Here is a 544-nt window from a genome sequence, read left to right as displayed (position 1 = left end):
GATAACGGAACGCCATCTGGATTTTGCGGAATCATAGAGTACATCAACAGCAGATTAGAGCGTGGATATAAGCTGGAGACAGTAGTGGGACAGCTGACAGGCAATGCGGCAAAGGTTCTCGGTTTAACAAAGAGAGGATATCTGAAGGAAGGTATGCAGGCAGATATCGTCATTGCAGATTTGGAAAACTTGAAACCGAATAAGAACATGGTGGATCCCAGAAGCAAGCCGGAAGGTATCAGCTATGTGCTGGTAAACGGCAAAGTCGCCATGGAGCATGGCAACCACAGCCATGTGCGCAGCGGTATGATAGAACGCTACGCAGACCGGTAAAAATAAAAAGATGCAAAGAAAATAATTTATGGAACGAAAAGGAGAAAGAAATATGAAATTAGAACGTTACAATTCAAACGGACGCTTCCACGAAGCAGTCATTCACAACGGAGTGCTTTACCTTTCAGGTCAGATTTCTGATAAAGGCGAAACTGTTTCCGAGCAGGCGCTGTCCTGTCTGGAAATTTTGGAGGGAAAGCTAGAAAAGTAT

Annotated in this window: 1 protein-coding gene; it reads left to right on the top strand. The window is 44.5% G+C overall.

Annotated features, from left to right (window positions below):
* The coding region (locus tag D1841_RS18455; RefSeq protein ID WP_207710224.1) for an amidohydrolase family protein at positions 1–333 on the top strand (333 nt) is incomplete at its 5' end.
* Positions 334–544 lie beyond the last annotated feature (211 nt).

The organism is Neglectibacter sp. X4 (genome assembly GCF_009917365.1).
GTDB lineage: Bacteria > Bacillota > Clostridia > Oscillospirales > Acutalibacteraceae > Acutalibacter.
Note: the sequence above shows the minus strand (reverse complement) of the source record. Positions and strands in the feature narration are given on the sequence as shown.